We start from the raw sequence: 22,994 nt of genomic DNA, 5'->3' as shown, positions 1-22,994 counted from the left end.
TCGGTGTCCGGGCCGGCCGTACGGTCGGGACCGCGGTGCGGTCGCGCCCGGCGTACGGCCGGGGACCGGGTGGTCAGGCCGCGTGGGCGACGGGTCGGCGCGGCGCGATCACCCGGCCGTCCGGCAGCAGCTCTCCGGTGTCCTCGAACAGGACGACGCCGTTGCAGAGCAGGCTCCAGCCCTGCTCCGGGTGGCAGGCCACCGACACGGCCGCTTCGCGGTCTTCGGACTCGGCCGATGGGCACTCAGGACGGTGCTGGCACATACGCGTACCCTCGCTTCGCTCTGCGATCCTCCCCGTGGTGCGGTCGCCGGAGGTCGTGCCGTCCGGAGGCCGCCGCGGTAGTCGGATCCTGTCCGCACGCCGACCAGGTGTTGACCGGCGCTCAAGTGGGTAGGACAGGTGGTCCTTCCACGCTGGTTCCCAGTGTCGGCATCCGCGGACGTGCGCGCAGCGATTTCGTGACATGCGCCACAACTCCCGGGCAGAGATCACCCGTTCAGGTGGGGGCAGGGGGAAATCGCGCACCGGTGGGTCAGGCGGTGGATGGCCCGATCAGGCCATGGGGGATGGCCCGTTCAGGTGGTCGCCGTTCGGGTGACGCACCCGGGCCCGGGTGCGCGGGCACGACGGAGGGCCGCCGGGCGGTGGTCCGGCGGCCCGTGCGGATACGGGTGGTTCAGGAGGAGCCGAGGAGCAGCGGCCTGGCGAGCGGGGCCCGGGCGAGCAGCGGCAGCAGTTCGGCGGCCGGGTAGGCGCGGTGGGCGGTGACGCCGAGCGGGGCCGGGGCGAGCGGGATCAGCAGGTCGGCGGCCGGGCCGGTGTCGGGGCTGTGCAGCCAGAGCGCCGTCGCGTACTGGCCTGGGAAGGTCAGCAGTCTGGGCTGTTGGCGGATCCGGGAGTTCTGGGCGAGCTGCCAGGCCTCGCGCAGCGCCCGGACCGTCGAGTCGAGGTACGGGCCGGCGGTGAAGTGGGAGAAGGTGTGGCCCTCGACGGCCTGCACCACCTCGGCGGCGGCGGCCACGTCGGCGCCGTCCTTGATCAGGAAGCGCCACCCGGTGCGGCGGGCGGCGGGGAGATCGGGGTGCGGGCCGTGCAGGACATGGACCGCGAGCGGATGGGCGGGGATCAGGGGGCCGGCCGGATGGCGCAGTGCTGCGGCGGCGGGCTGGCGCAGCGCGGTCTCCGAGTCGAGTGCGCCCAGGACGGCACGCAGGGCGCTCGGCGGGGGCTGGGGGGTCTGCAGAGTCATGGCGGGGTCCGCCTCTCCAGGTGAGATCGGCGTGCGAGTGCGGCATACCGGCATGGCGTGGCGCGTCATCGGTGACGGGGGCCGGGCCGTGTCCGGTTGTGCAGGATCGCGGTGCCGGCGCGGTCGCCGCCGTCGACGAGGGCTTCGCGGTGGGAGCGGACCGGCCGGAGCGCTGTGCGAATTTTCATCGAACAGATGCGCAGGGTGATCTGTTTATCACGGGCGGTGGCGCCGAGCAAGTCTGCAGATAGTCTGAATTACCGTCAGTTTCCTTGCATTGCAAGCCAGTACAAGCATTCGGGTATCGATCTTCGAGGTGGGCATGATGCTTGCACGGTCGGTCGGCCGGGTGGCTCAACGGGGTGTCTCAGGAGGAGGGGACCGTGGGCGAGAAGGTCGTGGCGACTCGGGCGGATCTGGCGGACCGACAGCTCTACCGGCGAAAGCTCCAGGCCTGTCAGGAGGCGCTGGGGCGGATGCTGCGGGAGGACCGTTTCGACCGGCCGCGGGCGGTGATGGGGCTGGAGATCGAGCTCAACCTGGCCGACGAGCAGGGCCTGCCGGCCATGAACAACGCCCAGGTGCTCAGCGAAATCGGCTCCAGCGACTTCCAGACCGAGCTGGGCAAGTTCAACATCGAGGTCAACATCACGCCGCACCGGCTCTGCGGGCACGTCTTCGAGGAACTGCGGGAGGAGCTCGACATCGGGCTGCGCTACGCCGACCGGCGGGCCGCCGAAGCGGGCGCCCGGATCGTCATGGTGGGCATCCTGCCGACCCTCGAGCACGCCCACACCGGCCTCGACGCGATGAGCCACAACCAGCGGTACACCCTGCTCAGCGACCAGATACTGGCCGCGCGCGGGGAGGAGATCGCGCTCGACATCGAGGGCGTCGAGCACCTCCAGCTGGAGTCCATCACCATGGTCGCCGAGGCCGCCGCGACCTCGCTGCAACTGCACCTCCAGGTGACCCCCGAGCGCTTCTCCTCGGTGTGGAACGCCGCCCAGGCGCTCTGCGGGCCACAGCTCGCGCTGGGCGCGAACTCCCCCTTCCTGTTCGGGCGGGAGCTGTGGCGGGAGACCCGTCCGGTGCTCTTCCAGCAGGCCTGCGACACCCGTTCGGCCGAGCTCAAGGCGCAAGGCGTGCGCCCGATCACCTGGTTCGGCGAGCGCTGGGTGGACTCGGCGTACGACCTCTTCGAGGAGAACCTGCGCTACTTCCCCGCCCTGCTGCCGATCTGCGACGACGAGGACCCGCTGAAGGTCCTGGCCACCGGCGGCGCGCCCAAGCTCGCCGAGATGCGGCTGCACAACGGCACCATCTACCGCTGGAACCGGCCGATCTACGACGTCTCGGGCGGGGTGGCGCACCTGCGGGTGGAGAACCGGGCGCTGCCGGCCGGGCCGACGGTGGCCGACACACTGGCCAACGCCGCCTTCTACTACGGGCTGGTGCGGGTGCTCGCCGAGCAGCCCCGGCCGGTCTGGACCCGGCTGCCGTTCGAGCGGGCGGACGAGAACTTCCGGCAGGGCGCCCGGTACGGCATCGACGCGGTGTTCCAGTGGCCGCGCCCCGGACGGGCCGGACGCGGCGGCGGGCTGCAGACGGTGTCCGCCGTCGACCTGGTGCTCGGCGAGCTGCTGCCGATGGCCTACCAGGGCCTCGACGAGTGGGGCGTGGAGCCCGCCGACCGGGACCGCTACCTGGGCATCATCGAGCAGCGCTGCCTGCGCCGCACCAACGGCGCGGCCTGGCAGAGCGCGACCTTCCACCGACTGCGCGAGCAGTACGGGATGGACCGGCCGGCGGCGCTCGCGGCGATGACCCGGCGCTACGCCGAGCACATGCGCGGCGGGGAGCCGGTGCACACCTGGCCGGTGGGTTAGCCGGTACGCACCTGGCCGGTGGGTCGGCCGGTGTGTACCCCGGTCGGCCGGTACGCACCTGGCCGGCCGGCTGACCGGGCCGCTGTGTCAGGATGATCGCTCCGGCGGTCGGCCGACGGCCGGAGCGACCGCCCGTCCGCTGGAGCCCCCGTGACCACCGTCCCGACCGCGCCGGAGACCGAGCAGCCCACCCGCCGGCTGCTCGGGGCGGAGCTGCTGATCGTCCTCGGCCTCTCGCTCGGGGCCAGCGGGATCAGCGCGCTGATCAGCTTCGCCGGCTCGCTCACCGAACCGATCAAGCTCGGCCAGCAGGTCGCCACGCTGAACGGCTCGCGGGCGCCCGGGCGGCCCTGGCTGGACCTGGTGTGGCAGCTGTACTACATCGGGCGCGGCCTGATGCCGGTGGTACTGGTCGGCTACCTGCTGGTGCGCGAGGGCGCCGCGCTGCGGGTGCTGGGCTTCGACCTCGGGCAGAAGCTGCGCGACCTCGGCCGGGGCGCGGCCGTCGCGGCGGCGATCGGCGGGTCGGGGCTGGCGCTGTACCTGGCCTCGCAGGCGGCCGGGTACAACCTGACGGTCGCGCCCTCGGGGCTGCCGGACGTCTGGTGGCGGGTGCCGGTGCTGGTGCTGTCGGCCTGGCAGAACGCCATCCTCGAGGAGGTCGTCGTCCTCGGCTACCTGCTGCGCCGGGTCCGGCAGTTGGGGTGGTCCTGGCCGGCGGCGGTGGTGGCGAGCTCGGTGCTGCGCGGCTCGTACCACCTGTACCAGGGGGTCGGCGGGCTGATCGGCAACATGGTGATGGGGGCGGTGTTCTGCCTGCTGTACCGGCGCTGGGGGCGGGTGATGCCGCTGGTGGTGGCGCACGCGCTGATCGACACGGTGGCCTTCGTCGGGTACGCGCTGCTCGCCGGGCACGTCAGCTGGCTGCCGACCCCCTGAGCGCCTTGACGGGGAGGGCCTGGCCGCGCGGCGGTCGGGCGAGCAGCCGGTCGACGTGCCGGCGCTCCAGGCCCTGGCCGGGGTCGATCGGCAGCAGCAGGCGGTCGCGGCGCCAGAGCGATTTGCGGACCAGCCGGGAGGGGATGACGTCGTCCACCCAGGCGAACGGGCGGCCTCCGGCGTAGCGCAGCAGCGGGGCCCACTTGGCGGCGGAGAACAGCTCCATCAGCGGGACGTGCGGGTCGTCGGGCTGCGGGACGTAGCCGCTGAGGCGGACCACCGGGAGCGGGTCCAGGCCGATCGCCGGGGCGATGTGGGTGTTGGCGTGCTCCTCCCAGGTGGTGGCCCAGACCAGTTCGTACGTCCCGGCGAGCTCGCGCAGCCAGTCGCCGTGCCGGGCGGACAGCAGGACGGCGTAGCCGAGCAGGGTGTGGGTGTCGAATCCGGCGTCCGGATGCGGGCAGACCGGGTTCAGGACGCCGTCGACGTCCAGGAACAGCAGTGGCTTCGGCACCGGTGGCCCCCCAGAGCGGTCGTGATTCCTACCTGTCCGGACGTACCACCTGTCCCGTTGGTTGCCCACCGGTGGGCGCACGAGGGGCGCACGGGGCGCTCACGACGTGGGCACGGGCTCGGTGGCGGGCACCGGTGCGTCGGTGGTGCTCCGGCGGCTCAGCCGGCGCACCTGCGGCTCCAGCAGGACCGCCGCGCTGAGCACCAGGCAGGCGACGGCGCAGGTCCAGAGCGCGCCACCCAGGCCGAGCGCCACGGCGGCCGGGCCGGCCAGCGCGGTGCCGACCGGGGCGAGCGAGTAGGAGCCGAGCTCGTCGTACGCGGAGACCCGGGAGAACATCTCGGCTGGGATCTCCTGGCGGAGCGCGACCATCCAGTTGACGCCGAAGACGGTGACGCCGACGCCGGAGAGGAACATCGCGGCGATCAGCAGCGGCAGCGGTGCGGCGGCGGCGAGGGCCAGCGCGGGCACGCCGAACAGGAACACCCCCCAGTTGCCGACCAGCAGGATCCGGCGGGGCCGCCAGCGCGCCATCAGCAGGCCGGTGGCCACCAGGCCGACGCCGTAGGCGGACATCGCCAGGCCCCAGGCGCCCGCGCCGCCGAGCCGCTCCTTGGCGATGGCCGGCCCGTACACCGACTCGACCGCGCCGATGCAGGCGACCAGGACGGAGAACTGGAGCACGATCACCCAGAGCCAGCGGCGGGAGGCGAACTCCCGCCAGCCCTCCCGCAGGTCGCGCAGCATGCTGGCGCCCGAGGGGGCGGGGGCCTGCTCCGGCTCCAGGAAGAAGCGCAGCGCGGCGGCGATCAGGAAGCAGAGGGCGTCCAGGGCGAGCACCCAGCCGGGGCCGACCACGGCGGTGAGTGCTCCGCCGAGGGCGGCGCCGCCGATCTGGGAGGCGTTCTGGCCCATCCGGAAGACCGAGAAGGCGCGGGCCGCCTGCTCCTGGGGGACGGCCTGCATGATCATGCCGCCGGAGGCGGGGGAGTAGAGCGCGTAGCCGGCGCCGCCGGCGGCGGAGAGCACCAGCAGCTGCCAGAGTCGGGCGTTCCCGGCCAGGACCAGCGCGGCCAGTACGGCCTGGGAGGCGCCGCTGAACAGGTTGGCGGCGACCATGATCCGGTGGCGGGGCAGGCGGTCGGCGAGGGCGCCGCCGAGCACCAGGAGCAGCACCGTGGGCAGCAGGCGGGCGGCGGTGACGTAGCCGACCTCGGTGGTGGTGCCGCCGTTGCCGAGGACGGCGAAGGCGGTGGCGATGGGGGCGCCGGCATTGCCCAGGCCGCTGACCACGGTGGCGGCGGTCTGGATGCGGAAGTTGCGGCTGGCCCAGGCGAAGCGGCGGGGGCGCGGGGGTGGGGTGGGCACCTGGCGACTATGGCCGGAGTTCGTACAGGTGTCCATCGGGTTTGCGCACCTGTCGGGCCGCCTCGGTGGGTCGATGCCGGGTCGAGTCCGCCAGCCGGTGTCGAGCCGATCCCGGCAGCGGGGCCGGGCCGGCCCCGTCAGCCGAGGTGGCCCCGGAGGAAGGTGAGGGTGCGGCGCCAGGCGATCCGGGCCTGCAGGGGGTCGTAGGTGCCGAGGAGGTTCTCGTCGTTCATGAAGGCGTGCCCGGCCGGGTAGAAGTGGATCTCGGGGCGGACGTCGGTGGCCTCGCCGATCCGGATCGCGGCCTCGTCCACGGCGGTCATCGGGATCGAGCCGTCCAGCTCGCCGAAGTGGCCGAGGACGTGGGCGGTGAGGCCGCGGTAGTCGAAGTCCGGGTCGGGCGGGAGGCCGTAGAAGGGCGCCACGGCGGCCACCTTGTCGCCGGCCCGGGCGGCCAGCAGCAGGGCGAAGCCGCCGCCCATGCAGAAGCCGACCACGCCGACGGCGTCGCCGACCACCCCGTCCAGCGAGAGCAGATGGTCGACGGCCCCGGAGAGGTCCTCGACGGCCCGCTCGACCGGGAGTTCGCGTTTGAACCGGGCCGCCTCGGTGCGGTCGTGGGTGGTCGCACCGCCGAACAGGTCGGGGGCGAGGACGGTGAAACCCTCGGCGGCGAAGCGGTCGGCCATGGTGGCGACGTGCGTGGTGAGCCCCCACCACTCCTGCACCACCACCAGGCCGGGCCCGGCGCCCTGCGGCGGCCGGGCCAGGTACCCGTGCGCGGTACGGCCGTTGCTCGGGAAGGTGACGTTCTGCCGGGAGCCGCGCTGGTCGGGCATGGCTTCCTCTCGGTGGGTCGGGCCGCGTGCGGCGGGGTGCGGGGGGCGGGGGGCGGGGTCAGCCCATCTCCTCCAGGGGGCGGCCCTTGGTCTCCTTGATGCAGAAGGCCACGAACGGGATGGACAGCAGCGCGAAGGCCGCGTAGATGGCGTACGTCGCCGAGAGGTTCCAGTCGGCGAGGTCGGGGAAGCTGACGGTGATCGCCCAGTTGGCGATCCACTGGGCCGACGCCGCGACGGAGAGGGCGAGCGCGCGGATCCGGTTGGGGAACATCTCCCCGAGCAGGACCCAGACCACGACGCCCCAGGAGAAGGCGAAGCACAGCACGAAGACGTGCGCGGCGACCAGGGCGACGGTGGCGTGGGTGTTGTCCAGGGTGGCGGTGTCGCCGGTGCCGTACCGGAAGGAGAACGCCCAGGCGGCGGTGGAGAGCGCGGCCGCCATGCCGATCGAGCCGGCCAGGGCGAGCGGTTTGCGGCCGATCCGGTCCACCAGGGCCATCGCGATCACCGTGCCGATCACGTTGATGATCGAGGTGGAGAGGCTGATCAGAAGCGAGTTGGACTCGTTGATGCCGACCGACTGCCAGAGCAGGGACGAGTAGTAGAAGATCACGTTGATGCCGACGAACTGCTGGAACGCCGAGGCGCCGATGCCGACCCAGACGATCGGCAGCAGGCCGAAGCGGCCGCCGAGCAGGTCCTTCATCCGGGGCTTGTGGGCGGACTCCAGCACCGCGCGGATCTCCGCCACCCGGGCGTCCAGGTCCACGCCCTCGCCCTCGACCTCGACCAGCACCTTGCGGGCCTGCGCCTCGCGGTGGTCGGCGATCAGGAAGCGCGGCGACTCCGGGATGGCGAGCGCCATCAGCCCGTACACCAGGGCCGGGATCGCCTCGACGCCGAGCATCCACTGCCAGGCCTCGATGCCGCCGAGGTGGTTGGTGGACTCGCCGCCGGCGGCCTGGTTGAGCGCCCAGTTGGCCAGCTGGGAGACGGTGATGCCGAGCACGATCGCCATCTGCTGGAAGGAGGCGAGCCGACCGCGGTAGGCGGTCGGCGCGACCTCGGCGATGTAGGTGGGCGCGATCACCGAGGCGATGCCGATCGCGATGCCGCCGATCACGCGCCAGGTGGCGAGGGTCTCGATGTTCGGCGGGAACATCGAGCCGATGCCGCTGGCCGCGAACAGCGCGGCGGCCAGCAGCATCGTGCGCACCCGGCCGAAGTTGTCGGCGAGCCGGCCGGCGATCACCGCGCCGGCCGCCGAGCCCAGCAGCGCGATGGCGACCACGAAGGCGGTGGTGCCGTGGCCCACCGCGAAGTGTTTCTGGATGCCCGTCACCGCACCGTTGATCACCGCGCTGTCGTAGCCGAACAGGAAGCCGCCCATGGCCGCCGCCGCAGAGATGAACACCACGTGGCCGAGATGGGCCTCGCCGGCCGCCCGTTGGCCGTTGACTGTGGACACGCGCGCTCCCCGGGGTGGACGGGCCCGCTCTGACGCGGAGTGGGCAGGGCTCGTCTCACATTCGAGCAGCGGCGGGGCCGACCTGCCCGCGTTCAGGGCCGATCGGGTGACGCGGGGTCAGTCGGCGGCGCGCGGTGTGGTGGTGCGCCCCCGGGAGGTGGCCGGTTGGGCGGCGCGCCGCTCGTGGCGGCGGAGCAGCTGGGTACGGGCGGCGGCGTACTGGTCGCGGCCGCGCCCGCCGCCGTCCGCGCGCTCGGCGAGGCGGTCGGCCATCGCGTACTGCGTCTCGGCGGGCTTCTTGTCGTCGTACTTGAACTTGGCCCGCACCTCCTTCACGGTCAGCCGGAGCCCGCGCAGGCCGGGCAGCTGCCGGGCCAACTCGCCGCCGCCGGGCACCACTCGGACCTCCGGCGTCTCGGGCTGGAAGTGCGCCAGTTGGCGGTTGAGGATCTCCGCCTTGCCGGCGGCGGACTCCACGACCTCGGCGGTGCAGTGGAAGTGGACCGAGGCGTAGTAGCTGGTCGGTGTGCCGGGGGCGCCGCGCCAGTGGCCCGGGGCGAAGGCGTAGCCGTCGGTGACCGCGAGGGTGACCTGCGGGTCGGCCCGGACGGCGGCCAGCAGCGGGTTGGGCGCGGCGAGGTGGAGCAGGATCTCGCCGTGCTCGGCGTACAGCAGGAAGTGCGTCGGGACGAGGACCGGGCCCTCGCCCGGGCCGCCGTTGGCGGCGAGCAGGCCGAAGTCGCGGCCCTCGGCCAGCCAGGCGCGCCACTCGTTCTCGTCGCCGCGGTCCCAGGACCTGATCAGCATCGGAGCGCTCCTCGTCAGCGGGGGTAGGTGCGCAGGTGGGCGGGGAGCGGGATGGTGCCGTCGTCGTGCGGAACGGGGGTGCCGTGCACGGTGGTGACCGGGATCAGGCCGGACCAGTGCGGCAGGTCGGCGTCCTCGGGGTCGTCGGCGGCGTCGTCCTCGCGGGTCTTGGCCGAGACCTCGTCCAGCTCCAGCCGCAGGACGGCGGTGGCGGCGAGCTCCTTGGCGTTGGCCGGGCGGACCTCGGCGGAGCGGCCGGGTATCGCGTGGTCGACCAGGGCGGCCAGCGCGACGTCCAGCTCCTCGGGGTCGGTGACCTGGTGGGCGGTGCCGTGGGCGACGACCGAGCGGAAGTTCACCGAGTGGTTGAACGCGGACTTGGTCAGCACCAGCGCGTCGACCTGGGTGACGGTGACGCAGACCGGCATGCCCTGCTCGCCGGAGGCGCCGCGCATCGGACGGCTGCCGGTGGAGCCGTGGACGTAGAGCCGGCTGCCGACCCGGGCGTAGATCGTCGGCAGCACCACGGGGGCGCCGTCGGCGACGAAGCCGAGGTGGCAGATGTAGGCGCTGTCGAGGATGGCGTGGATCGCCTCCTGCTCCCAGGTGGCCCGGTCCTTGTACCGGGTGGGGGTGGTCCTGGGGGTACGGGAGTAGGTCGGCGAGCCTTCCGTGGTGTCTGACATGACATCCTCTATGTACTAGTGCATAATTTACTTTGTGCTAGGAGACTATCCGCTGAAAGGGCGACGCGCCAGCGAAATCGCGGCGCACATCGAACAGGGCGTGAGCAGCGGACTGCTCGCCCCCGGAACCGCGCTGCCCCCGCTGCGCGACCTCGCCGCCGAACTGGGCGTCAACCCCAATACCGTCGCCGCCGCCTACCGGCTGCTGCGCGACCGAGGCGTGATCGAGACGGCCGGTCGCAAGGGCAGCCGGATCCTCCCCAGACCCGCGCTCACCCCGCGCGACCAGATCCGCATCCCCGTCCCCCCGCACGCCCGGGACCTGTCCGCCGGCAACCCCGACCCGGCGCTGCTGCCCGACCTCGGCCCCGCCCTCGCGGCCGCCGCCGAGGCCGCGCGCGCCGAACCGGTGCTGTACGGACACCCGGCCGTAGACCCGGAACTGCTCGCGCTCGCCCGCGCCTCATTCGAGGCCGACGGCCTGCCCGGCGGCCCGATCGTCGTCGCCTCCGGCTCGCTCGACACCATCGAACGCATCCTCGACGCCCGGCTGCGCCCCGGCGACGCGGTCGCCGTCGAGGACCCGGGCTGGGGCAGCCTGTTCGACCTGCTGCCCGCGATGGGCCTCAAGCACCTGCCCGTCCGGCTGGACGACGAGGGCCCGCTGCCGGACGCGCTCGCGGCGGCGCTGGCCGAGGGCGCCCGGGCGGTGGTGGTCACCAGCCGGGCGCAGAACCCGACCGGCGCGGCGCTCACCGCGCGCCGGGCCGAGGCGCTGAAGGCCGTCCTGGCCGAGCACCCCGGGGTGCTGCTGATCGAGGACGACCACGGGCACGGCATGGTCGACCAGCCGTTCCATCCGCTGGCCGTGGCCGGGTCGCGGCACTGGGCGGTGGTGCGCTCGGCGGCCAAGGCGTACGGGCCGGACCTGCGGGTCTCGGTGGCGGTCGGCGACCCGGAGACGATCGGCCGGGTGTCCGGACGGCTGCGGCTGGGGGCCGGCTGGGTCAGCCACCTGCTGCAGCGCACCGTCGCCGAGCTGTGGCGCAGCGACGCCGCGCCGGTCGCGCGGGTGGCCGCGACCTACCGGGCCCGGCGGGACGCCCTGCTGGGCGAGCTGGCGGCACGCGGGATCGAGGCGCACGGGCAGAGCGGGCTGAACGTCTGGGTGCCGGTACCGGACGAGACCTCGGCGCTGGCGGCGCTGGTGCAGCGCGGCTGGGTCGCGGCGCCCGGCGCGCGGTACCGGATCCAGTCGCCGCCGGGGCTGCGGTTCACCACGGCCCGGCTGGAGTCGGCGCAGGCCAGGGAACTGGCGGAGGACCTGGCAGCGGTGCTGGGAGCGAGCGGGGACGGCTCCCGGCTCGTGTGAACGGCGAGGTGGGCGGTGGTGAACGGCGGGCTGCCGGTGGGGTGGGCGGGGCTGGTGTGACGGGTGTGCGCGGCGGGCGGCAGCCGGTCCGCGGTTGCCGGTCTGGTCTGAACCCGGCGGTAACAAAAGCGAAACCTGCTGCAGATACCTAGCGGTAACAGGCGAGGGCATGTCATCTTCATCGCGCCACCGGCCGGCGGCCCACCCTCACCTACGCGTCTTCCCGTTCCCCATCCACGGGAAGACCGAGCCGCAGGAGTTCCGCAGTGCCCGAAAACTGTTCGAGCATCAACCGCAGCGCACCTCGACTCGGCCGACGGCTGCTCACCGCAGCCTTCGCCCTCCCGCTCGCCCTCGCGGGCCTGGCCGTCGCCACACCGGCCTCCGCCGCACCGGCCGCCGTGCCCTCCGGGCCCACCGCCAGCGTCACGCTCGGCGACAGCTACATCTCCGGCGAGGCCGGCCGCTGGAAGGGCAACTCCGCCGGCACCAGCGGCAGCCGCAACGGCACCGACCGCGCCTGGACCGGCAGTTCGTACGACCCCTCGCGGGTCTACGGCGCCACGGCGGCGAGCGGCTGCGACCGCTCCGACGTCTCCGAGGTGATCAGCGCCTCCACCGGCGCCCAGAACGAGATCAACCTGGCCTGCTCCGGCGCCGTCACCGCGAACATCTTCCGCGCCTCCAACGGCGGCCAGTCGTACAAGGGCGAGGCCCCGCAGGCCGACCAACTCGCCGGCGTGGCGCGGCAGAACAACGTCAAGCTGATCACCCTGTCGATCGGCGGCAACGACCTGGGCTTCGCGGACATCATCTCCAACTGCGTGCAGGACTACCTGATCTGGTACTCGTACTGCCACGACTCCGCGCAGTCCCAGATCGACGACAAGATGCCCACGGCGATGGCCGGGGTCGGCAAGGCGATCGACGAGATCCGCGCCGTGATGGCCGGCGCGGGCTACGCGCAGTCGGACTACCGCCTGGTGCTGCAGTCCTACCCGTCGCCGATCCCGCGCAGCGCCGAGATGCGGTACCCGGAAAGCGGTTGGACCCGGTCCGACACCGGCGGCTGCCCGTTCTGGGACGGAGACGCCGACTGGGCCCGCGACACGATGGTGCCGCAGATCTCCCAGGCGCTGGCGGGCGTCGCCGCGTCCAAGGGCGCGCAGTTCCTCGACCTGTCGGACATGCTGCAGGGCCGCGAGGTCTGCTCGACGGCCACCAAGCAGCCGACCGCGAGCTCCGGCCCGTCCGCGACCACCGGCGAGTGGGCGCGCTTCCTGGACGGCGGGCTCAACTCCACGCAGGGCGCACTGCAGGAGTCGATGCACCCCAACTACTACGGGCAGCAGGCGGTCGGGCGCTGCCTGACGCTGCTGTGGGGCCGCCCGAGCGGTGACTACGCGTGCCGCAACACGGCCGGGCAGGACGCGAGCGGGATGTACCTCGCCGCGCGGTGACCGTGCGCTGGGCATGCGGTGACCGCGCGCTGAGCGCGCTGTGACCGAGTGCTGACCACATGCTTCGGCGCCCCCGCGGCCTTGGCTGCGGGGGCGCCGAAGTGATGTGCTGCGAGCAGGACTTGGTGAGCGCGGTCAGCCCTTGGCAAGCAGGGACTGGGCGTGCGCCCGCACCTGATCCTTCGTCAGATAGGCGTCGGTGTACTCGAAATCCTGAAGCCGGGCGGGCTGGCGGGCGAGGAAGCCGGTACGGACGAAGTCGTCCCCGGCGGTCGCGTTGAGCAGCCAGTTGGCGCCCACTCGGAACTTGGCCACATTGGTGCGCATCGCCATCAGGTGGTAGCCACGCGCGACCAGCTGGGCGGGCACCCCGCGCAGCTCCACACCGACCGGCTTGGAGACCGCGTCCTTGCCGCCGAGGTCGACCACCAGGCCCAAGTCCTTGTGGTAGTAAGGCTCCAGGGGCTGGTTGCGGAGCGAGGCGATCACGTTGTTCGCCACCGCGCGGCCCTGCCTGGCGGAGTGCTGGGCGGTCGGCGGGCACACCGCGCCGTCGCCCTTCGCCAGGTCGGGCACGGCGGCGGCATCCCCGAGCGCGAACACGCCCTCGAACTGCGGCACCCGCATCTCCGCCGTCACGGCGAGCCGGCCGCGGACCGTCTCGGCGTCCAGGGTGCCGATCAGCGGGCTCGCCGCCACCCCGGCGGTCCAGATCAGCGTCCGGCAGGGGAGCACCCGGCCGTCGGTGAACTTGACCGACTCGGCGCCGACCTCGGCCACCGACACGCCCAGCGACACCTCGATGCCGCGCTCCCGCAGGATTTCCAGGGCCGCCTCGCCGAGCGGGTCACCGAGCTCCGGCATCAGCTTCGGGGCGATGTCGATCAGGTGCCACTTGATCTGCCGGGCGTCCAGCCGCGGGTAGCGGTGGGACGCGGCGGTGGTCAGACGCTGCAGACAGGCGGCCGTCTCGGTGCCCGCGTAGCCGCCGCCGACCACCACGAACTGGAGCCGGGACTCCCGCTCCCGCTGGTCCAGGGTGGCCGAGGCGAGGTCGAGTTGGGCGATCACGTGGTCACGGACGTAGGCCGCCTCGGCCAGCGTCTTCATGCCGCGGGCGTAGTCGGTGAGGCCCGGGATGTCGAAGGTGCGGGTGACGCTGCCGGGGGCGAGCACCAGGAAGTCGTACTTCTGCGCGACCACCTCGTCGGTGATCTTGCGGACGACGCACACCTTGGAAGCCGGGTCCACGCCGATGGCGCCGCCCGGAACGATGTGGGTGCGGCGCAGCGAGCGGCGCAGGGAGACGGCCACGGACTGCGGGGTGAGGACGCCCGCGGCGACGTGGGGGAGGAGGGGGAGGTAGAGCTGGTAGCTGAACGGCGTGACCAGCGAGATCTCGGCCTCCGAGGGTGACAGCTTGCGTTCGAGGCGGCGGGCGCACTCCAGGCCGGCGAAGCCACCGCCCACGATCAGGATCCGAGGTCGTTCCATCGCTCATCCCTTTGCCGTGAAGGTCCCCATTACTGTCCGCCACACTCGCACGGAGCAGCGGGGGCTGCCACCGGGGTGGGGCGGATGAGGGAGGGGTGAAGGGTGGGCCGTGGTGGGGGCTTGGGACGGTGGTTGGTGCGCGGGGTGGGGCGGATGAGGGAGGGGAGGGGTTGTGGGCGTACGGCGGGGACGGATGCACCGATAGGCTGTGGGCGTGCTACCCGAGGTGACGGCGATCCGGTACGTGACGCCACTGAGAGAAGGCGGCTCGATGCCGGGCCTGGTCGAGGCCGATGATCGGCGGCTGTACGCGCTGAAATGGGTCGGTGCGGCGCAGGGGCGCAAGGCCCTGGTCGCGGAGGTGCTGGCCGGGGAGCTGGGGCGGCGGCTCGGGCTGCCGGTGCCGGAGCTGGTGACCGTCGACCTGGACCCGGTCCTCGCGCGCAGTGAGCCGGACCACCAGATCCAGGACCAGATGCGGGCCAGTGGCGGGACCAACCTCGGGATGGCGTTCGTCAGCGGCGCGCTCAACTTCGACCCGCTCTGCTTCGAGGTGGATCCCGAACTCGCGGGCCGGGTGCTCTGGTTCGACGCGCTGATCGGCAATGTCGACCGGTCCTGGCGCAACCCGAACCTGCTGGTGGCGACCGGCGGGCTGCGGCTGATCGACCACGGCGCGAGCCTGATCTTCCACCACAACTGGCCCGGTGCCGCCGCCTGGGTGCGCCGCCCGTACGACGCCTCCGACCATGCGCTGCTGCGCGCCAGGCCCGACCTGGAGTCGGCGGACAAGGCGCTCGCCCCGCTCGCGGAGACGGCGATCGAGGCGGCCGTGGCGCAGATCCCCGAGGTCTGGCTGATGGACGAGTTCGGCTTCGACTCGCCCGACGAGGTGCGCGCCGCGTACCGTTCCCAGCTGACCGGGCGACTGGCCGGTCCGCGTGACTGGCTGCCGGAGGTGCCCGCATGAGCGAGTCGTCGACGCCCGCGCTGCCGGCCATCGTCGAGCTGCACGACTACGAGTACGCCGTGATCCGCGCGGTGCCGAGGGTCGAGCGCGGTGAGTGCGTCAACGTCGGGGTGCTGCTGTACTGCCGGCAGAGTTCGCACCTGGCGGCGCGGACCCACCTGGACCAGGCGCGGCTGCTGGCGCTGGACCCGGTGACGGACGTGCAGGGGGTGCGGCGGGCGCTGCACGGGATCGAGGCGGTCTGCCTGGGCGGGCCGCAGGCCGGGCCGGCGGCGGGGGACAGCCCCGGGCAGCGGTTCCGCTGGCTGACCGCGCCGCGCAGCGCGATCGTCCAGCCGGGGCCGGTGCACACCGGGCTGACCGCCGACCCGGACGCCGAGTTGCGGCGGCTGTTCGACCAGTTGGTGCTGTGACCGCCGGGTGCATGTCTGTGAAGGTGTGAGGCGGCTCGCGACGGTTGCTCCGGTCAAAGCTTGAGTTGCTGAAGCACCTGGTCGTACCCTGACCCCATGGGTTCGACACCGACGACGACCGTACCGACCAACGCCGAGCTGATGGAGGCGTTGGCCGCCGTCGGCGCCGCGTATTTCCAGGACTTCGCGGCGGCCGCGGCCCGGCACGGGCTCTCCTCCTCGCAGGCCAAGGCGCTGGGCGCGGTCCAGGAGCCGGTGCCGATGCGCGCGCTGGCCGGACGGCTGGGCTGCGACGCGTCGAACGTCACCGGGATCGTGGACCGGCTGGAGTCGCTGGGCCTGGCCAACCGGGCGGCGGCGGCCGGTGACCGCCGGGTGAAGATCGTGGTGATCACGGCCGAGGGTCGGGAGATCCTGGGCCTCATCCGCAGCGAGATGGGCCGTACCCACCAGGCGTTCGAGGCGATGAACGACGAGCAGCGGATCGCCCTGCACTCGATCTGCACGCAGGTCCTGCCGGTGCTGGCCGGCCGGACGGGCGGCGCGCAGTAGGCCCTGCGCCGCCCGTACCCGCGGACCCGCGTCGGGCCGAGCGGTCCGGCGGGTTCCGGCGGCCGCGGCCGCCGGTGGAGCAGGGTGCCGACGTCCGGCGTGACCTCGGCTGTTACCCTTGCGAAGCGTGAGCGCGAAGCCCCAGATCCCCAATGTCCTGGCCTCCCGGTACGCCTCGGCGACCCTGGCCCAGCTGTGGTCCCCCGAGCACAAGGTGGTCCTCGAGCGCCACCTGTGGCTCGCCGTCCTGAAGGCCCAGCAGGACCTCGGCGTCGAGGTGCCGGCGAACGCCGTCGCCGACTACGAGCGGGTGATCGACCAGGTCGACCTCGGCTCGATCGCCGCCCGTGAGCGGGTCACCCGCCACGACGTGAAGGCCCGGATCGAGGAGTTCAGCGAACTCGCCGGCCACGAGCAGATCCACAAGGGCATGACGTCCCGGGACCTGACCGAGAACGTCGAGCAGCTGCAGATCCGCCGGTCGCTGGAGCACGTGCGCGACCGCGCGGTCGCCGTGCTGGTCCGCCTGGCCACGCTGTCCGCCCAGCACTCCGAGCTGGTCATGGCCGGCCGCTCGCACAACGTGGCCGCGCAGGCCACCACCCTGGGCAAGCGCTTCGCGTCGATCACCGACGAGCTGCTGGTCGCCTTCCGCCGGCTGGAGGAGCTGATCGCCCGCTACCCGCTGCGCGGGATCAAGGGCCCGGTCGGCACCTCCCAGGACATGCTGGACCTGATGGGCGGGGACACCGAGAAGCTGGCCGAGCTGGAGCGCCGGGTCGCCGCGCACCTCGGCTTCGACAACGTGCTGACCAGCGTCGGCCAGGTCTACCCGCGCTCGCTGGACTTCGAGGTGCTCACCGCGCTCGTCCAGCTGGCCGCCGCGCCGTCCAGCCTGGCCAAGACCATCCGCCTGATGGCCGGCCACGAGCTCGTCACCGAGGGCTTCAAGGAGGGCCAGGTCGGCTCCTCCGCGATGCCGCACAAGATGAACACCCGCTCCTGCGAGCGCGTCAACGGCCTGGCCGTCATCCTGCGCGGCTACGCCTCGATGACCGGCGAGCTGGCCGGCGACCAGTGGAACGAGGGCGACGTCTCCTGCTCGGTGGTGCGCCGGGTCGCGCTGCCGGACGCCTTCTTCGCCTTCGACGGCCTGCTGGAGACCTTCCTGACCGTCCTCGACGAGTTCGGCGCCTTCCCCGCCGTGGTCGAGGCCGAGCTGGACCGCTACCTGCCGTTCCTCGCCACCACCAAGGTGCTGATGGGCGCGGTGCGCGCGGGCGTCGGCCGGGAGACCGGGCACGAGGTCATCAAGGAGCACGCCGTCGCCTCCGCGCTGGCGATGCGCGCGGGCGCCCGGGAGAACGAGCTGCTCGACCGCCTGGCCGCCGACGAGCGGATCCCGCTGGACCGGGCCGCGCTGGACGCGCTGCTGGCCGACAAGCTCTCCTTCACCGGTGCGGCCGGTGCCCAGGTCGCCGAGGTGGTCCGTCAGGTGGAGGCCGTCGCGGCCGCCTACCCGGAGGCCGCCAAGTACGTCCCCGCCGACATCCTCTGACCACTCGTCAGCTGTCGGGCGAGGGCCCCGCCACCGGACCGGTGACGGGGCCCTCGTGCGTGTGGACGTGGCCCGGGTCGAGCGGCGGGGTGGTGCCGCAGGTCCACGCGCAGTCCGGCTCGGCCACCAGGTGGTCCTCGGGGGCGAGGACGTTGCCCCGGACGGTGGCGAAGGCGATCAGCCCGCCGCCGGCCAGCAGACCCGCGCAGATCAGCATCGCGGTGTGGAAGGCGGAGTCGACCGCGGACGGCACCCGGTAGGCGTCGCCGCTCAGTCCGGCCAGGGCCGGGAGGGCGGCCACCGCGAGCAGGCCGGCCGCGCGGGCGGCGGCGTTGTTCACCCCGCTCGCGATGCCCGCGTGCCGGACCTCGACGGCCGCCAGCACGGTGGCCGTCAACGGCGCGACCAGCAGCGTCATGCCGCAGCCCATCACCGTGACGGCGGGCAGCACGTCCGCCCAGTAGGAAGAGCCCGGGCCGATGCGCAGCATCAGCAGCACCCCGGCGGCGCACAGCAGCGGGCCGACGGTGAGCGGGATCCGCGGGCCGATCCGCTTGCCGAGGCGCCCGGCGCGCGCCGACAGCCCCAGCATCAGCACCGTGATCGGCACCAGCGCGAAGCCCGAGACCAGCGGCGAGAACCCGGCGACGATCTGCAGCTGCACCACCAGCAGGAAGAAGACGCCGCTGAACGCCGCGTACACGCAGAGGGTGACCAGGTTCACGGCGGTGAACAGCCGGGAGGAGAACAGGCCGAGCGGCAGCATCGGATCGGGCGCGCGGCGCTCGACGGCCACGAAGGCGACGCCGAGCACCACACCGATCAACCCGCTGACCCAGACCACGGCGGACACGCCCTCCCCGGCGGCGGTCAGCGCGTAGGTGATCGCGCCGAGGGCGAACGCGGCGAGCACCGCGCCGAGCACGTCGAAGCGGCCGGTGGCGCTCTCGTCCCGGCTCTCCGGCACGTACCGCGTGGTGACCGTGATCACGGCGGCCGCGAGCGGCAGGTTCAGCAGGAAGATCCAGCGCCAGCCCGGGCCGTCCACCAGCCAGCCGCCGAGGAAGGGGCCGACCGCGGCCGACACGCCGCCGAGGCCCGACCACAGCCCGACCGCGGCCGAGCGGTCGTCAGGGTCGAAGACGGCTTGGAGCATGGCGAGCGAGCCGGGGGTGAGCAGCGCCCCGCCGATGCCCTGGACGGCGCGGGCGGCGATCAGCACCTGGATGTTCGGCGCGGCGGCGCAGGCCGCGGAGGCGGCGGCGAACCAGACCACGCCGATGAGGAAGACCCGGCGCCTTCCGTACCGGTCGCCGAGCGCGCCGCCGAGCAGGATCAGGCCTGCCAGGGTGAGCAGATAGCCGTTCAGCGTCCACTGAAGGGACGCCAGGGAGGCGCCGAGGTCGGCGCCGATGCGGGGCAGGGCGACGTTCACCACGGTGCCGTCCAGCATCGCCATGCTGGAGCCGAGCACCGTCGCCAGTAGTACCCAGCGACCCTGCGCGGTGCCCAGGCGCAGGGTGCCGGCCTCGGAAGTGGCCACGGCCCGATCCTGCTCCCCGTGAGGCCCGCGTGACAAGGGTCACCGGCGGGTGTGTCGGTGGTGTGCGGTGCGTGAGCGGACGACCGCGCAGTGCCGTCGATGTCGGCGCAGGGTCGTGGATCAGTGGCGCGGGGTGAATGGATCGCGTACGCACCGTGCAGCGGATCATCCGGAGAGTCACCGCACCCCGGGGGATGGTTGCCGATTCAAGAGATCGACATTGCTTCACCCGAACGGATGGGTTTTAGTTCAGCGACCGCCCGGCCAGTCCGGACGGATCCACCGGGTGGAACGCCGAGTCCTGCCGCTTCCCGGTGGTTCGAACTGAACTCTGTACGGCAGGAGCGGGGGACCCACAGGTAAGTCGCCGGACCGGAAGTTCGCGCCTCAGGGCGCGGCGTCCAGGGCCGGCTTGGGGTGAAGCCGCGCATGCGGCCGGGCAACTCCAGCCCGAACCCGACAGCTCACCTCGCAGGCGTCGGAGAGGAAACTTCCATGCCTGCTCAGGCTCGTCGTATCGCCCTGCCCCGCGCCGCCCGCATCGGCATCGCCACCGCCGTCACCGGTGTCTCCTTCGCCCTCCCGCTCGTCACCGCGATGAGCGCCCAGGCCCACACCGCCCTGGTCGCCCCGGCCCCGCAGACCGCCGCCTCCACCACCGCCGTCGACGCCGCGCCGGCTCAGGCCGCGCCGGCCCAGGCCGCTCCGGCCGCCGCGCACGAGAGCTACCGCGTCGTCAGCGGCGACACCCTGTCCAAGATCGCCGACGCCAAGCACGTCGAGGGCGGCTGGCACGCGCTGTACGAGCAGAACCGCTCGGTCGTCGGCGCCAACCCGAACCTGATCTTCCCGGGCCAGCAGTTCGCGATCGCCGGCCACGCTGCCGCGCCGTCCGCGGACGTCGCCCCGGCCAAGCCCGCCAAGCCGGCCGCTCCGGTCACCCAGGCCACTTCGGCCGCCAAGCCGCAGGCCCAGGTCCAGGTCAAGACCGAGGCCGCCAAGCCGGCCGCCCAGGTGCAGACCCAGGTTCAGACCGCCGCTCCGGCCCAGGCCGTGACCGCCGCTCCGGTCGCCGCCGCCTCCGGCTTCGTCGCGCCGCTGGCCCACCCGGTGCTCGGCGAGGCCTACGGCGTGGCCGGCTCGATGTGGGCCTCCGGCCACCACACCGGCCAGGACTTCGTGGCCTCCACCGGCACCCCGCTGCGCGCCGTCGCCAACGGTGTCGTGGTCAAGGCCGGCAACGGCGGCGCCTACGGCAACGAGGTCGAGATCAAGCTCGCCGACGGCCACTACGCCGAGTACGCGCACCTCTCCGTGATCGGTGTGAAGATCGGTCAGACCGTCACCGTCGGCCAGCAGCTCGGCCTCTCCGGCGCCACCGGCAACGTGACCGGCCCGCACCTGCACTTCGAGATCCGCACCGGCCCGGAGTACGGCTCGGACATCGACCCGGTCGCCTACCTGCGCGCGCACGGCGTCGCGCTCTGACCCTGTCGGGGTTTCAGGAACCACCGCTGCTGCGGAGCGAATCGATCCTCCGGGATGGTCATGTCGGGTGACCGCTCGACCGGGTGATCGCCGTGCAGTGGACATGGGCGCGGGACACGCCCAGGCCGGCCCGGCTCGCGGGATTCACTTCCTCGCGAGCCGGGCCGGCCGCTGCCGTTTTCGGGGTCGGCGGTTCGTTTTCGGGGCGGGGTCGGGGCGGGGTCGGGGTGGCGTTCGCGGTGCGCCGGTGGTGGTCCGGGCGGTACGTGAGGAGGACGCGGCCGGGCGGTGAGCCGGCGACTCAGCTGCGGTGGGCCGGCTGACCGTACCGGGCGGCGGCCAGCAGGTCGTGCATCCGGTGGCCCAAGTCCTCGGTGTCGCGGGCCGGTTCGGGGAAGACCAGGCGGACGTCGCGGTGGCCGTCGGGGTGGTCCAGGCGCAGCACCAGGCCGTGGCGGTCCAGGGCGAGCGGGCGGACGTCCGGGTTCCGGGCGAGCAGCACCGGGTCGAGCAGGCGGGTGAGGACCTCGAGTGCGTCGGCGTGGTCGTCGGCGAAGTGGGTGAGCATTGCGGCCTCGTGGCGGGCCATCGGGTCGGGGGCGGCGAGGGCGAGGTCGGCGGCGGTGACCGCGCCGGTGCCGTACGGGGTGGCGAGGACGGCGTGGGCGACGTCCACCCGCAGGTGGGCGCTGAGGCCGTCGTCGGCGAGGTGGGCCAGGTGCAGCCGGCCGGCCAGGGTGAGGCGGGCGCGGACGCGGTCGCGGACGGCGACGGGGGCGACGTCGGTGACATCGAGGATGACGGCGAGGCCCTCGGCGGCGTGGGCCGCGGCCACGGTGAGCGGCGTGTCCAGCGGGGCGCGCAGCCGCAGGCGGGAGCCGTGGGCGGAGACCGGGCCGTCCAGGTCGTGCTGCTCGCCCAGGGTGCGGACGGCGAGCGAGGAGGTCGTGCTGAGCAGGCTGTGGATCCGTTCGGCGGTGGTGGGCTCGGGCACCTCGGTGTCGCCGGTTGGCAGGCTCATGGACGGACCTCCAGATAGTTAGGTGAGCCTAACCTAATGTTGCTGGCGAAGTGTGGCAAGCAGGCCTCGGGGAACGCCGAGGGCCCGGACGTGCCGTCCGGGCCCTCGGGTCGGCCGGATCGTCAGGCGACGACGGCCTGGGCGTCGATCTCGACCAGCATCGGCTCCTGCGGCAGCTCGACGAAGACGGTGGTGCGGCAGGGCTTCACGCCGCCGGGCTTGACGTTCTCCTCGATGAACTCGGCGTAGACCTCGTTCATCAATGGGAAGTCCGCGCGCTTGGTGAGGTAGACGCGGAACATCACCACGTCCTCGATGGTGGCGCCACCGGCCTCGACGATGGCCTTGACGTTCTCCAGGGTGCGCCGCGTCTGTGCCTTCACGTCGCCGCGGTGGAGGTACTCGCCGGTCGCGGGATCCTGCGGGCCCTGGCCGGAGACCTGCAGGATCGGGCCCTTGCGGACGCCCTGGGAGAACATCCAGGCGGGGGCGGGGGCCCCGTCGGTGCGGATCTCGATCTTGTCGGAGGACATGGGGGTTCCTTGCTCCTTGGAGTTCTCGGCGGCTGTTTCGGGCTGTCTTGATGATCCGTCAACTGTGGCCGGGGAGGCCGCAGTCGGCCGACACCGCGCGGGCGGTGGCGACCAGCTGCGGGAGGAGGTCCAGCACCTGCTCGTACGGGAGGACGACGTCCGGGACGGAGATGGAGGCGGCGGCGACGACCCGCCCGCTGGCGTCCCGGACGGGTGCGGCCACGCAGTTGATGAAGGCCTCGTGCTCGGCGTGGTCCTGCGCCCAGCCCTGGGCGGCGACCTTCTCCAGCTCGGCGAGCAGCGCCCCGGGCGTGGTGAGGGTGCGTTCGGTGTGCGGGGCGAAGTCGATCCCGGCCACCACCCGGCGCCGCTCGGGCAGCGGCAGGTCGGCCAGCAGCACCTTGGAGACGGCGGCGCTGTGCAGGGCGGCGCGCAGGCCGATCCGGGAGTACATCCGCACCGGATGGCGGGAGTCGAACTTGTCGATGTAGACCACCTCGCCGCCCTCGTACGCGGCCAGGTGCACGGTCTGGCCGGTGGCGGCGTTCAGCTCGGCCAGGTGCGGGGCGGCGATCCGGCGAATGCCGCGCTGCTCAAGAGCCAGGCCGGACAGGGCGAAGAGGCCGGCGCCCAGGTGGTAGCGGTAGGCCGCGTCGCGGTAGACGAATCGTTCCTCTTCGAGGCTCTGGAGCAGCCGGAGCACGGTCGTCTTGTGGACGCCGAGCACCTCGGCGAGCTGGTCGAGGGAGCGTTCGCCCTCGCCGAGCTGGGCGAGGATGCGCAGGGCGCGGGTGACGGTCTGGCTCATCGTGCTCCGCTTCGAG

General features: G+C 73.0%; 22 protein-coding genes and 1 riboswitch. Of the genes, 9 read left to right on the top strand and 13 right to left on the bottom strand.

Going from position 1 to position 22,994, the window contains the following annotated elements; genetic code table 11:
* Positions 1-73 precede the first annotated feature (73 nt).
* Positions 74-265: a DUF5999 family protein gene (locus ACZ51D_RS32435; RefSeq protein ID WP_030256473.1), complete on the bottom strand. Its 192-nt coding sequence runs from the start codon at positions 263-265 to the stop codon at positions 74-76.
* 415 nt (positions 266-680) lie between these two features.
* On the bottom strand, positions 681-1,253 hold the full coding sequence (locus tag ACZ51D_RS32430; RefSeq protein ID WP_360508230.1) for a hypothetical protein: 573 nt from the start codon (positions 1,251-1,253) through the stop codon (positions 681-683).
* A 383-nt stretch (positions 1,254-1,636) separates the two neighbouring features.
* On the opposite strand from ACZ51D_RS32430, the gene ACZ51D_RS32425 reads away from it, so the two are divergent.
* Both ACZ51D_RS32425 and ACZ51D_RS32420 read left to right on the top strand, forming a co-directional pair.
* The gene (locus ACZ51D_RS32425; RefSeq protein ID WP_360508235.1) at positions 1,637-3,142 is read left to right on the top strand and encodes a glutamate-cysteine ligase family protein; all 1,506 of its coding nucleotides are present in this window, start codon (positions 1,637-1,639) and stop codon (positions 3,140-3,142) included.
* 150 nt (positions 3,143-3,292) lie between these two features.
* Positions 3,293-4,081: a CPBP family intramembrane glutamic endopeptidase gene (locus ACZ51D_RS32420; RefSeq protein WP_465623270.1), complete on the top strand. Its 789-nt coding sequence runs from the start codon at positions 3,293-3,295 to the stop codon at positions 4,079-4,081.
* Here the strand turns inward: ACZ51D_RS32420 and ACZ51D_RS32415 are convergent.
* From ACZ51D_RS32415 to ACZ51D_RS32390, 6 genes are all read right to left on the bottom strand, one after another.
* Positions 4,059-4,595: an HAD domain-containing protein gene (locus tag ACZ51D_RS32415; RefSeq protein ID WP_465623271.1), complete on the bottom strand. Its 537-nt coding sequence runs from the start codon at positions 4,593-4,595 to the stop codon at positions 4,059-4,061. The genes ACZ51D_RS32420 and ACZ51D_RS32415 overlap by 23 nt on opposite strands.
* A gap of 99 nt (positions 4,596-4,694) precedes the next feature.
* A complete protein-coding gene (locus tag ACZ51D_RS32410; RefSeq protein ID WP_465623273.1) occupies positions 4,695-5,963 on the bottom strand; it encodes an MFS transporter in 1,269 nt (422 codons plus the stop codon).
* A 137-nt stretch (positions 5,964-6,100) separates the two neighbouring features.
* On the bottom strand, positions 6,101-6,802 hold the full coding sequence (locus ACZ51D_RS32405; RefSeq protein ID WP_360508247.1) for a dienelactone hydrolase family protein: 702 nt from the start codon (positions 6,800-6,802) through the stop codon (positions 6,101-6,103).
* 58 nt (positions 6,803-6,860) lie between these two features.
* The gene (locus ACZ51D_RS32400) at positions 6,861-8,273 is read right to left on the bottom strand and encodes a sugar porter family MFS transporter (RefSeq protein ID WP_465623275.1); all 1,413 of its coding nucleotides are present in this window, start codon (positions 8,271-8,273) and stop codon (positions 6,861-6,863) included.
* Between the two features lie 117 nt (positions 8,274-8,390).
* Positions 8,391-9,080 carry an FMN-binding negative transcriptional regulator gene (locus ACZ51D_RS32395; protein ID WP_465623277.1) on the bottom strand — a complete coding sequence of 230 codons (690 nt, stop codon included), beginning with the start codon at positions 9,078-9,080 and terminating at the stop codon, positions 8,391-8,393.
* A 14-nt stretch (positions 9,081-9,094) separates the two neighbouring features.
* The gene (locus ACZ51D_RS32390; protein WP_360508255.1) at positions 9,095-9,766 is read right to left on the bottom strand and encodes a pyridoxamine 5'-phosphate oxidase family protein; all 672 of its coding nucleotides are present in this window, start codon (positions 9,764-9,766) and stop codon (positions 9,095-9,097) included.
* 34 nt (positions 9,767-9,800) lie between these two features.
* Here ACZ51D_RS32390 and ACZ51D_RS32385 point away from each other — a divergent pair, with 34 nt between their 5' ends.
* Positions 9,801-11,138 carry an aminotransferase class I/II-fold pyridoxal phosphate-dependent enzyme gene (locus ACZ51D_RS32385; protein ID WP_465623278.1) on the top strand — a complete coding sequence of 446 codons (1,338 nt, stop codon included), beginning with the start codon at positions 9,801-9,803 and terminating at the stop codon, positions 11,136-11,138.
* 266 nt (positions 11,139-11,404) lie between these two features.
* Positions 11,405-12,598 (top strand): GDSL-type esterase/lipase family protein, encoded by a 1,194-nt coding sequence (locus tag ACZ51D_RS32380; RefSeq protein ID WP_465664279.1) that lies wholly within the window; start codon positions 11,405-11,407, stop codon positions 12,596-12,598.
* A gap of 135 nt (positions 12,599-12,733) precedes the next feature.
* On the opposite strand, the gene ACZ51D_RS32375 is transcribed toward ACZ51D_RS32380, so the two are convergent.
* On the bottom strand, positions 12,734-14,092 hold the full coding sequence (locus tag ACZ51D_RS32375) for an NAD(P)/FAD-dependent oxidoreductase (protein ID WP_360508263.1): 1,359 nt from the start codon (positions 14,090-14,092) through the stop codon (positions 12,734-12,736).
* A gap of 214 nt (positions 14,093-14,306) precedes the next feature.
* Here ACZ51D_RS32375 and ACZ51D_RS32370 point away from each other — a divergent pair, with 214 nt between their 5' ends.
* The 4 genes from ACZ51D_RS32370 (at position 14,307) to purB (ending at position 17,585) form a co-directional block, all read left to right on the top strand.
* Positions 14,307-15,062 (top strand): HipA family kinase, encoded by a 756-nt coding sequence (locus ACZ51D_RS32370; protein WP_360508266.1) that lies wholly within the window; start codon positions 14,307-14,309, stop codon positions 15,060-15,062.
* On the top strand, positions 15,059-15,475 hold the full coding sequence (locus tag ACZ51D_RS32365; protein ID WP_465623281.1) for a DUF3037 domain-containing protein: 417 nt from the start codon (positions 15,059-15,061) through the stop codon (positions 15,473-15,475). Before ACZ51D_RS32370 ends, ACZ51D_RS32365 begins: the two co-directional genes overlap by 4 nt.
* Positions 15,476-15,571: 96 nt before the next feature.
* A complete protein-coding gene (locus tag ACZ51D_RS32360; protein ID WP_465664278.1) occupies positions 15,572-16,027 on the top strand; it encodes a MarR family winged helix-turn-helix transcriptional regulator in 456 nt (151 codons plus the stop codon).
* Between the two features lie 127 nt (positions 16,028-16,154).
* Positions 16,155-17,585: an adenylosuccinate lyase gene (gene purB, locus ACZ51D_RS32355; protein ID WP_360508275.1), complete on the top strand. Its 1,431-nt coding sequence runs from the start codon at positions 16,155-16,157 to the stop codon at positions 17,583-17,585.
* A 7-nt stretch (positions 17,586-17,592) separates the two neighbouring features.
* Here the strand turns inward: purB and ACZ51D_RS32350 are convergent, their stop codons facing one another.
* The gene (locus ACZ51D_RS32350; RefSeq protein WP_465623284.1) at positions 17,593-19,128 is read right to left on the bottom strand and encodes a DHA2 family efflux MFS transporter permease subunit; all 1,536 of its coding nucleotides are present in this window, start codon (positions 19,126-19,128) and stop codon (positions 17,593-17,595) included.
* Positions 19,129-19,440: 312 nt separating this feature from the next.
* A riboswitch (cyclic di-AMP (ydaO/yuaA leader) is annotated at positions 19,441-19,621 on the top strand.
* A 2-nt stretch (positions 19,622-19,623) separates the two neighbouring features.
* On the opposite strand from ACZ51D_RS32350, the gene ACZ51D_RS32345 reads away from it, so the two are divergent.
* Entirely contained in the window at positions 19,624-20,616 is a 993-nt protein-coding gene (locus ACZ51D_RS32345; protein ID WP_465664277.1) for a M23 family metallopeptidase, read from the top strand.
* 301 nt (positions 20,617-20,917) lie between these two features.
* On the opposite strand, the gene ACZ51D_RS32340 is transcribed toward ACZ51D_RS32345, so the two are convergent.
* The 3 genes from ACZ51D_RS32340 to ACZ51D_RS32330 form a co-directional block, all read right to left on the bottom strand.
* Positions 20,918-21,637, bottom strand: coding sequence for a DUF2470 domain-containing protein (locus ACZ51D_RS32340; RefSeq protein ID WP_465664276.1), 720 nt, complete (start codon positions 21,635-21,637; stop codon positions 20,918-20,920).
* A gap of 122 nt (positions 21,638-21,759) precedes the next feature.
* The gene (locus tag ACZ51D_RS32335; protein WP_465664275.1) at positions 21,760-22,170 is read right to left on the bottom strand and encodes a RidA family protein; all 411 of its coding nucleotides are present in this window, start codon (positions 22,168-22,170) and stop codon (positions 21,760-21,762) included.
* Positions 22,171-22,228: 58 nt separating this feature from the next.
* On the bottom strand, positions 22,229-22,978 hold the full coding sequence (locus ACZ51D_RS32330; protein ID WP_465664274.1) for an IclR family transcriptional regulator: 750 nt from the start codon (positions 22,976-22,978) through the stop codon (positions 22,229-22,231).
* Positions 22,979-22,994 lie beyond the last annotated feature (16 nt).

Source organism: Kitasatospora sp. NPDC033851 (genome assembly GCF_055576085.1).
This window is presented reverse-complemented; position numbering and strand designations above follow the sequence as displayed.

Bases quoted from the DNA above. Each gene is read 5' to 3' on its own strand.
- ACZ51D_RS32375 (WP_360508263.1), bottom strand. From the start codon at position 14,092: ATGGAACGACCTCGGATCCTGATCGTGGGCGGTGGCTTCGCCGGCCTG.
- ACZ51D_RS32405 (WP_360508247.1), bottom strand. From the start codon at position 6,802: ATGCCCGACCAGCGCGGCTCCCGGCAGAACGTCACCTTCCCGAGCAAC.
- ACZ51D_RS32365 (WP_465623281.1), top strand. From the start codon at position 15,059: ATGAGCGAGTCGTCGACGCCCGCGCTGCCGGCCATCGTCGAGCTGCAC.
- ACZ51D_RS32430 (WP_360508230.1), bottom strand. From the start codon at position 1,253: ATGACTCTGCAGACCCCCCAGCCCCCGCCGAGCGCCCTGCGTGCCGTC.
- ACZ51D_RS32345 (WP_465664277.1), top strand. From the start codon at position 19,624: ATGCCTGCTCAGGCTCGTCGTATCGCCCTGCCCCGCGCCGCCCGCATC.
- ACZ51D_RS32360 (WP_465664278.1), top strand. From the start codon at position 15,572: ATGGGTTCGACACCGACGACGACCGTACCGACCAACGCCGAGCTGATG.
- ACZ51D_RS32340 (WP_465664276.1), bottom strand. From the start codon at position 21,637: ATGAGCCTGCCAACCGGCGACACCGAGGTGCCCGAGCCCACCACCGCC.
- ACZ51D_RS32330 (WP_465664274.1), bottom strand. From the start codon at position 22,978: ATGAGCCAGACCGTCACCCGCGCCCTGCGCATCCTCGCCCAGCTCGGC.
- ACZ51D_RS32390 (WP_360508255.1), bottom strand. From the start codon at position 9,766: ATGTCAGACACCACGGAAGGCTCGCCGACCTACTCCCGTACCCCCAGG.
- ACZ51D_RS32435 (WP_030256473.1), bottom strand. From the start codon at position 265: ATGTGCCAGCACCGTCCTGAGTGCCCATCGGCCGAGTCCGAAGACCGC.
- ACZ51D_RS32335 (WP_465664275.1), bottom strand. From the start codon at position 22,170: ATGTCCTCCGACAAGATCGAGATCCGCACCGACGGGGCCCCCGCCCCC.
- ACZ51D_RS32395 (WP_465623277.1), bottom strand. From the start codon at position 9,080: ATGCTGATCAGGTCCTGGGACCGCGGCGACGAGAACGAGTGGCGCGCC.